The sequence below is a fragment of the Mycobacterium aquaticum genome, assembly GCF_002086485.1.
GTDB lineage: Bacteria > Actinomycetota > Actinomycetes > Mycobacteriales > Mycobacteriaceae > Mycobacterium > Mycobacterium aquaticum.
In genome coordinates this window covers 1-8,199 of record NZ_MVHF01000084.1, presented here as the reverse complement: position 1 = coordinate 8,199, position 8,199 = coordinate 1, and the positions used below count along the sequence as shown (strand labels likewise).

Genomic DNA, 8,199 nt, shown 5'->3' with positions numbered 1-8,199 from the left:
AATATGCCCGTCGTGTCTGAGCGTTTCACCTGCGGTTTCTCGCCCATTTTCGGTGGAGCTAAGGGGATTCGAACCCCTGACCCCCACACTGCCAGTGTGGTGCGCTACCAACTGCGCCATAGCCCCGTTTGTCGTGCTCCACGAAGTTACACCACGGCTACCCGCCATTCAAAATCGCTGGTCAAGGCACCTCTCCACCGGCCTCTGGACCAAGTGAACGGGCCGGGGTGTGCTCTGTGGCCGGGATATGGCGGGTTTCGGGGGCGAAGACCCAGCCCGTCGCCGCGAGCAGCAGGATGGCGCCGCTGACCACGAAAGCCCACGAGAACGACAGATGCTGGGCGATCATGCCCACGAGCAGCGAGCCACCGATCGAGCCGACGTCGGACATCATCTGGAATGTCGCGACCGCGGTGCCGCCGCGTGCCTTGCTGCCGATGATGTCGGCCACCGCGGCCTGCTGCGGTGCCGAGAAGATGCCCGTGGAGAACCCGGCGACGAACGCGCTGACGAGAAACAGCGTCAGCCCATCGGTGAACCCGACCAGCATGGTCGATATGCCTGCCGAGGTCAGCCCGACGATCAGCAGCAGCCGCCGGCCCACCCGGTCGGACAGATGCCCGCTGGGGATGACGGCCGAGACGTTGCCGATCGCGAAGGTGGCCAGCGCCAGACCGGCGACACCGGCACCGCGGTGGAACACCTCGGTGATGAACAGCGGCACGAGGGCGATGCGCAACCCGAACGCCGACCATCCGGTGGCGAAGTTGGACAGCAGCGCCGCGCGGTACGCCCGATTGCGCAGCGCGGTCCGCACGCTCACCTTGGGGCCGTCGTCGGGTGCCGGCGCCGCGAGCGACGAGTGCCGCAGGCTGATGAACACCACGGCGGCTGCCACCAACAGCGCGCCGCCGTAGATCAGGAACGGGACGCTGAGCCCAAGCCCTGCGGTGAGGCTGCCGAGGACCGGCCCGCCGACCGACCCGACCAGGAAGGCCGAGGAGAACATGCCTGCGACCCGGCCGCGGGCGTCCGGCGGGCTGATCCGGATCATCAGGCCCAGCGCCGAGACGAAGAACATGGTCGAGCCGATGCCGCCGAGCGACCGGAACAGCAGCAGCTGCCAGTAAGTCTGGGCGAACGCGCAGGCGCCTGTGGACAGCGCCACGATGAGCAGGCCGTTGACGTAGACCCGCCGCTCCCCCAGCCGCTGGATCAGCAGGCCGCTCGCCGGCGCGAACGTCAGCCGCATGAGCGCGAACGCCGTGATGACGAACGTCGCTGCGCTGATGCTGACGCCGAAGTGGCGGGCGTAGGCCGGGAGCACCGGCGCCACCACGCCGTAACCGAGCGCAATCACGGCGTTGGCAGCGATCAGAACCCAGACTTCACCCGGTAGCTTCGGCTTGGTCTGCGTACAGTCGCTCTGCGTGACACTCACCCGATAACTGTATTGACCAAGTCCTTGGCGGCCTGCTGGACCTCGGCGAGATGCTCGGGGCCCTTGAACGACTCGGCGTAGATCTTGTAGACGTCCTCGGTTCCCGACGGGCGTGCGGCAAACCAGGCGTTCTCCGTTGTCACCTTCAATCCGCCCAGCGGGGCCCCGTTGCCGGGTGCTGCGGTCAGCTTCGCGGTGATCTGTTCACCGGCCAGCTCGGTCGCGGTGACCTGCTCGGGCGAGAGCTTGGCCAGCCGCGCCTTCTGCTCGCGGTTGGCGGGCGCGTCGATGCGCGCATACGTCGGCGCCCCGTACCGTTCGGCAAGCTCGGCGTAGCGCTGCGACGGGGTCTTGCCCGTCACCGCCAGGATCTCCGAGGCCAGCAGGGCCAAGATGATGCCGTCCTTGTCGGTGGTCCACGTCGAACCGTCGGTGCGCAGGAACGACGCCCCCGCAGATTCCTCGCCACCGAACCCGATGGCACCGGTGATCAGGCCGTCGACGAACCATTTGAAGCCGACCGGAACCTCCACGAGCTTGCGTTCCAGCCCGGCCACCACCCGGTCGATGATCGAGCTGCTCACCGCGGTCTTGCCGACGGCGGTGGCACCGGGCCAGTTGGGTCGGTGGGTGTAGAGGTAGTCGATGGCCACCGCGAGGTAGTGGTTGGGGTTGAGCAGCCCACCGTCGGGGGTGACGACACCGTGCCGGTCGGAGTCGGCGTCGTTGCCGGTGGCGATCTGATACTTGTCGCGGTTGGCGATGAGCGAGGCCATCGCGTTCGGCGAACTGCAGTCCATGCGGATCTTGCCGTCGGTGTCGAGCGTCATGAACCGCCAGGTGGCGTCCACCAGTGGATTGACCACAGTCAGGTCAAGGTTGTGCCGCTCGGCGATGGCACCCCAGTAGTCGACGCTGGCCCCGCCGAGCGGGTCGGCGCCGATGCGGATGCCTTCGGCCCGGATCGCGTGCAGGTCCACCACGTTGGGCAGGTCCGCGACATAGGCGTCGAGGTAGTCGTGGCGTTGCGCGGTCTGCAACGCCCGGGTCAGCGGGATGCGTTTGACCGACTTGAGGCCATCTCGCAGGATCTCGTTGGCGCGCTTGGCAATCACGCTCGTGGCGTCGGTGTCGGCCGGCCCGCCGTTGGGCGGGTTGTACTTGAATCCGCCGTCGCGGGGCGGGTTGTGCGACGGGGTCACCACGATGCCATCAGCCAAGTCCGCATCCCGGCCCCGGTTGAACGTCAAGATGGCGTGGCTGACGGCCGGGGTCGGGGTGTACCGATCCGCCGAATCGATCATGGCCACAACGTCATTGGCAGCCAGCACTTCCAGTGCCGAAGCCCACGCCGGCTCCGAGAGGGCATGGGTGTCACGGCCGATGAACAGCGGCCCCGTGGTGCCTTGGGCGGCGCGGTACTCGACGATGGCCTGGGTGGTGGCCAGGATATGACCTTCGTTGAACGCCGCATCCAGACTGGACCCGCGATGCCCGGACGTGCCGAACACCACCTGCTGCGCCACATCCTCGGGATCGGGTTGCAACGTGTAATACGCCGTCACCACCTGTGCGACGTCGATGAGATCCTCGGGTTGCGCCGGTTGTCCGGCACGGGGGTTCGCAGCCATGGTTGACGATTCTGCTACCACAAGCGCGTCGGTGTCTGCCCGTCGCCGAGTTGCCGCCATACTTTTACTTCATGTTCGGCCATGACCCTCGCGAGTTGGCCGCCGTGTTCGTCGGCGGCGCGCTGGGCACGGTGGCTCGCGCCGTCTTGGCGATCGCGGGGGCTCCGGCGCCGGGCCACTGGCCGTGGCCGACCTTTGTCGTCAACATCGTCGGCGCCTTCATGTTGGGATACTTCACCACCCGCCTGCTCGAACGCCTGCCGGTCTCGAGTTACCGACGTCCGTTGCTGGGCACGGGCGTGTGCGGCGGATTGACCACGTTCTCGACCATGCAGGTGGAAACCGTGCGAATGCTGGAGGCCGGGCAGTGGGGCCTGGCTGCGGGTTACACGGCGGCCAGCCTGGCCCTGGGCTTGCTCGCGGTCGGACTGGCGACGGCGCTGGTCCGGCGGGTGCGCGTGTGAGCGGCAGCGAGGCGCCGACGGCGGGTCGCGCATGACGACGGTTCTGGTATGGACGGGGGTCGTGCTGCTCGGCGGCCTCGGTGCGGTCTCGCGCTTTCTCGTCGACCGGGCGGTCTCGGCACGACACACGCGAGGGTTTCCGTTCGGCACGCTGGTCGTGAACCTCACTGGTGCGTTGCTGTTGGGATTTTTCGGCGGCCTGGCGTTGAGTCCGCACGTCGCGCTGCTGGCAGGCACAGCGTTCGTCGGGTCGTACACCACGTTCTCCACGTGGATGCTGGAGACGCAGCGGCTGAGCGAAGAACGCCGCGTGTGGCCTGCCGCGGCCAATATCGTGGTGAGTGTCGTCCTCGGCCTGACGATGGCGGGTTTGGGACTGTGGTTGGGGGCTCGACTGTGAGTGACCGGCACGCGACGGACTACCTCAAGCTCACCGCCTATTTCGCCGAGCGGATGCGCCACGGTAACCGCTTCGCCGCCGATGCCCTGTTCGACCTGTACGGCAGCAACGACGTCGCCACCAGCGTGATGATGCGTGGGATCGCCAGTTTCGGTCCGCACCACCACTTGCGCAGTGATCAGACGCTGAGCATGTCCGAGGACCTTCCGGTGGCGGTCGCGGCGGTGGATGTCGCCGACAAGATCGCGGCGCTCGCCGAAGAGACGGTCGCACTTACCACCCGCGGGCTCATCACGCTGGAACGTGCGCAACTGGTCAGGCGCGGCAGTCCGGTGCCGGCGATTCCGGAGACCGCGAAGCTGACGGTCTATGTCGGCCGGTATCACCGGGCGGGTGGCGCGCCGGCCTATCGTGCCGTGTGCGCCGCCTTACACAGGCACGGTTTCGCCGGGGCCACAGTACTTCTCGGCGTCGACGGGACCGCGCACGGGCAGCGTCGACGCGCGCGCTTCTTCAGCAGCAACTCCGATGTCCCGATCATGATCACGGCGATCGGCACACGGGCACAGGTGGCGGCTGCACTCGGCGAACTCGACGACCTGCTGGACGAGCCGCTGCTGACGGTCGAGCGGGCACAGCTGTGCAAGAACGGCGGCGAGCTGCTGACCCGCCCACCGACTTTGCCCGCGACCGATGCCGAGGGCAGGCCGCTGTGGCAGAAGCTGATGATCCACACGTCCGAGGCCACTCTGCACGATGGCGTGCCGATCCACCGGGCCATCGTGCGCCGGCTCCTGCAGTCCGGCACCAGCCGCGGCGCGACGGTACTGCGCGGCGTATGGGGATACAGCGGCACCCGGGAACCGCACGGGGACAGGCTCTTCCAGATCGGGCGGCAAGTGCCGGTGACCACGATCGTGATCGACACGTCTGATCGGATCGGCGCGGCCTTCGATACGGTGGACGAGCTGACCGACGGTCACGGCCTGATCAGTGCCGAGATGGTCCCGGCAGCCGTGGTGGTCGACGGGGGCGTACGGTACGGCAGCACCGAGCTGGCTCGGCACCACTACTAGACACCCGGGGGTAAGCCTAGCCTTACCTTATTCTCAGGTGTAGCGTCCCACCCCATGCAACCGACTACGTCTGACGCTGTCAACGCTGCTCTCATCGAAATCCTCCGCGACGACATGAATGTCGACATCCGGCGCGTGACGCGCGAGTCCCGGCTGATCGACGACGCCGGCCTGGACTCCGTGGCGTTCGCGGTCGGAATGGTGGCGATCGAGGACAAGCTCGGCGTCGCGCTGTCCGAACAGGATCTGCTCAGCTGCGACACCGTCGGTGACCTGGAAGCCGCGATTCTGGCGAAACTGCCTGCGGCGCAGAGCAACCAGTGAGCACACTCGCCACAGCGCTGTCGCAGTCGCTGACCACGACCAGCGCCGATCTCGTCGTATTCGACACCGAAACCCGCGCGTGGGTCCGTCATCCGTGGGGCGAGGTCCATGTGCGCGCCCAGAATGTCGCCGAACGCATCGCCGAAGACGGTTCGCGCACGGTCGGATTCGTCGGCGAGCCGACCGTCGAGTTCGTCGCCGCGATCGTCGGGGCCGTCCTGGCCGGTGCAGCACTCTCCATACTGCCAGGACCGGTCCGTGGCGCTGACCCCGAGCGCTGGGCGCAGTCCACTCTGGACCGGTTCACCGGTGTCGGGGTGGGCGCGGTGTTCAGCCACGGCGGTTACCTGGAGCAACTGCGAACGGCCAAGGCCCAACTCATCCTCCATGACGACGTCACCGTCGCCGACGATCGGCGTTCGGTGACGTGGCGCCGCCCCGCCTCCGAAGCCTCCGATGTCGCGATCCTGCAGGGCACCGCCGGTTCGACGGGCACTCCGCGCACCGCGCAGATCTCCTCGGCGGCTGCCCTGGCCAACCTGCGGGGCATCAGTGAGCGAATCAGCGTGTCCGCCAATGATGTCGGCTGCTCGTGGCTGCCGCTGTACCACGACATGGGCTTGGCGTTCCTGTTCACCACCGCGATCAACGGACTGGAGGCGTGGCAGGCGCCGACGACCGCCTTCGCAGCATCCCCCTTCAGTTGGCTGAACTGGCTCTCGGAGAGCAAGGCCACCTTGACCGCCGCGCCGAACATGGCCTACGGGCTCATCGGCAAATACGCGAGCCGACTGCAAGGCCTCGACCTGTCGACGCTTCGATTCGCCCTCAACGGCGGCGAACCCGTCGACTGTGACGGCACCCAACGGTTCGGCACGGAGATGGTCCGCTTCGGCTTCGACCCCGGAGCCCTGTGCCCGTCCTACGGCTTGGCCGAATCATCCTGTGCTGTATCGATTCCTACGCCTGGCGTCGGTGTCGCGGTCGATGAGATCACAGTGCGGGCCGACACTCGCACCACCACCCAGCGGCTGGCCATCCTGGGCGAGCCGATCCCCGGCATGCAGGTGCGACTGCGCCCCACCGAGGACAACGCAGGCATCTCCGACCGCGAGGTCGGCGAGATCGAGGTCCGCGGCACCTCGATGATGTCGGGCTACCTGGGCCAGGAGCCTCACCACCGCGACGACTGGTTCCCCACTGGAGATCTCGGCTATCTCGTCGATGGTCAGTTGGTGGTGTGCGGCCGGGCCAAGGAGTTGATCACGGTGGCGGGCCGCAACATCTTCCCCACCGAAGTCGAGCGGATCGCCGCCCAGGTCAAGGGAGTTCGCGAAGGTGCGGTGGTCGCCGTGGGCGCGAACGAAGGAGCCCCGCGGCCCGGCCTGGTGATCGCAGCAGAATTCCGCGGCGGCGACGAATCCGATGCCCGCAGCGAAGTGGTGCAGCGGGTGGCGTCCGAATGCGGCGTCGTTCCCGCCGACGTAGTGTTCGTGGCCCCTGGCTCATTACCCAGAACCTCGTCGGGCAAGCTGCGCCGGCTGGAGGTCAAACGCAACCTGGAGATGGTGAAGGCATGACAGCGACCACGGTGACGAGCCAACCCGCAACCACCACCGTCGAGGAATACCGCGAGTTGCTCGACGGCGCCTTCGACGCGTCCGTGCGGGCCTGGACAGCCGAAGCCGAAGCGACCGAACGCTTTCCGCGTCAGCTCATCGAACACCTCGGGCGATCGGGCGTGTTCACCGAAAAATGGGGCGACGGTCAACAACCCGACATGGCCAAGCTGTTCGAGTTGGCCTACGCGCTGGGGCGCACGGGCTCGGCGGGCATCGGCGTCGGTGTCAGCCTGCACGATTCGGCGATCGCCCTGCTGCGTCGCTTCGGCAAGTCGGACTACCTGCGCACCATCTGCGAGCAGGCGATCCGCGGCGAAGCGGTGCTGTGCATCGGCGCCTCCGAGGAATCCGGTGGCTCCGACCTGCAGATCGTGGAAACCGAAGTCCACACGGCCCGAAACGGATTCGAGGTCAAGGGCATCAAGAAGTTCGTGTCTTTGTCCCCCATCGCCGATCACATCATGGTGGTGGCGCGCAGCGTCGACCATGACCCGACCAGCAGGCACGGCAACGTCGTCGTCATCGCCGTGCCGACCAGCCAGGTTCAGGTGCAGGCGCCGTACCGCAAGGTCGGCGCAGGCCCACTGGACACCGCGGCCGTCCACATCGACACCTGGGTGCCCGCCGACGCCCTGGTGGCGCGTGCGGGAACCGGCTTGGCGGCGATCTCGTGGGGCCTGGCCCACGAACGCATGTCCATCGCCGGGCAGGTGGCCGCCGGAGCCCAGCGGGTCATCGGAATCACATTGGCGCGCATGATGAAACGACGTCAGTTCGGCCACACGCTCTACGAGCACCAGGCCTTGCGGATGCGCATCGCCGACCTGCAGGCCCGCGTCGACATGCTGCGCTACAGCCTGGTGGGCATCGCTGCGCAGGGCAAGCTCGACATGCGCGCCGCCGCCGCGATCAAGGTGAGCGCCGCGCGACTGGGCGAAGAAGTGCTCTCGGAGTGCATGCACATCTTCGGCGGCTCGGGCTATCTCGTCGACGAGACGCCGCTGGGTGCCTGGTGGCGGGACATGAAGCTGGCCCGCGTGGGTGGCGGCACCGACGAGGTGCTGTGGGAGTTGGTGGCCGCCGCGATGAAACCGGATTACGACGGCTACGCCGCCTTCGGTCAGCCCTGATGTCGGGGCGAACGGCCAGTTGTGACACGCATCTCGGGCTGTTGCGGAATCGTGTGGGGGTCAGTGCAACGGATCTCGTCAGTGGTGGCGGGTGGCCGGGCCCGAGGTCGG

The 8,199-nt window shown here is 67.4% G+C and carries 7 protein-coding genes, 1 tRNA gene and 1 pseudogene; 6 read left to right on the top strand and 3 right to left on the bottom strand.

Translation table 11 applies throughout. The annotated features are described in order from the left end of the window. Positions 1 to 53 precede the first annotated feature (53 nt). The 3 genes from BST13_RS37950 to pgm all read right to left on the bottom strand — a co-directional run bounded on the left by BST13_RS37950 (position 54) and on the right by pgm (position 3,072). Positions 54 to 126: transfer RNA gene (locus BST13_RS37950), tRNA-Ala, on the bottom strand. Between the two features lie 55 nt (positions 127 to 181). Next, positions 182 to 1,441, bottom strand: a complete 1,260-nt coding sequence (locus tag BST13_RS37945; RefSeq protein ID WP_083171341.1) for an MFS transporter — start codon at positions 1,439 to 1,441, stop codon at positions 182 to 184. Continuing rightward, positions 1,438 to 3,072: a phosphoglucomutase (alpha-D-glucose-1,6-bisphosphate-dependent) gene (pgm, locus tag BST13_RS37940; protein WP_083171339.1), complete on the bottom strand. Its 1,635-nt coding sequence runs from the start codon at positions 3,070 to 3,072 to the stop codon at positions 1,438 to 1,440. The genes BST13_RS37945 and pgm overlap by 4 nt, the downstream gene beginning before the upstream one ends. A gap of 71 nt (positions 3,073 to 3,143) precedes the next feature. Here pgm and crcB (BST13_RS37935) point away from each other — a divergent pair, with 71 nt between their 5' ends. From crcB (BST13_RS37935) to mbtN, 6 genes and pseudogenes are all read left to right on the top strand, one after another. Continuing rightward, entirely contained in the window at positions 3,144 to 3,536 is a 393-nt protein-coding gene (gene crcB / locus BST13_RS37935) for a fluoride efflux transporter CrcB (protein ID WP_083171336.1), read from the top strand. A 31-nt stretch (positions 3,537 to 3,567) separates the two neighbouring features. Next, the gene (crcB, locus tag BST13_RS37930) at positions 3,568 to 3,936 is read left to right on the top strand and encodes a fluoride efflux transporter CrcB (protein ID WP_083171333.1); all 369 of its coding nucleotides are present in this window, start codon (positions 3,568 to 3,570) and stop codon (positions 3,934 to 3,936) included. Between the two features lie 53 nt (positions 3,937 to 3,989). Beyond that, positions 3,990 to 5,012 (top strand): DUF190 domain-containing protein, encoded by a 1,023-nt coding sequence (locus tag BST13_RS37925; protein WP_245839981.1) that lies wholly within the window; start codon positions 3,990 to 3,992, stop codon positions 5,010 to 5,012. A 45-nt stretch (positions 5,013 to 5,057) separates the two neighbouring features. Further along, positions 5,058 to 5,336 (top strand): annotated as a pseudogene (locus BST13_RS37920) (acyl carrier protein); the annotation flags it as partial. Further along, entirely contained in the window at positions 5,333 to 6,916 is a 1,584-nt protein-coding gene (gene mbtM, locus BST13_RS37915) for a long-chain-fatty acid--ACP ligase MbtM (protein WP_083171325.1), read from the top strand. The pseudogene BST13_RS37920 and the gene mbtM, both read left to right, overlap by 4 nt. After that, positions 6,913 to 8,088 carry a mycobactin biosynthesis acyl-ACP dehydrogenase MbtN gene (gene mbtN / locus BST13_RS37910; protein ID WP_083171322.1) on the top strand — a complete coding sequence of 392 codons (1,176 nt, stop codon included), beginning with the start codon at positions 6,913 to 6,915 and terminating at the stop codon, positions 8,086 to 8,088. Before mbtM ends, mbtN begins: the two co-directional genes overlap by 4 nt. Positions 8,089 to 8,199 lie beyond the last annotated feature (111 nt).

Coding starts and splice junctions, on each gene's coding strand:
- crcB (WP_083171333.1), top strand. CDS start 3,568: ATGACGACGGTTCTGGTATGGACGGGGGTCGTGCTGCTCGGCGGCCTC.
- BST13_RS37925 (WP_245839981.1), top strand. CDS start 3,990: ATGCGCCACGGTAACCGCTTCGCCGCCGATGCCCTGTTCGACCTGTAC.
- mbtN (WP_083171322.1), top strand. CDS start 6,913: ATGACAGCGACCACGGTGACGAGCCAACCCGCAACCACCACCGTCGAG.
- pgm (WP_083171339.1), bottom strand. CDS start 3,072: ATGGCTGCGAACCCCCGTGCCGGACAACCGGCGCAACCCGAGGATCTC.
- crcB (WP_083171336.1), top strand. CDS start 3,144: ATGTTCGGCCATGACCCTCGCGAGTTGGCCGCCGTGTTCGTCGGCGGC.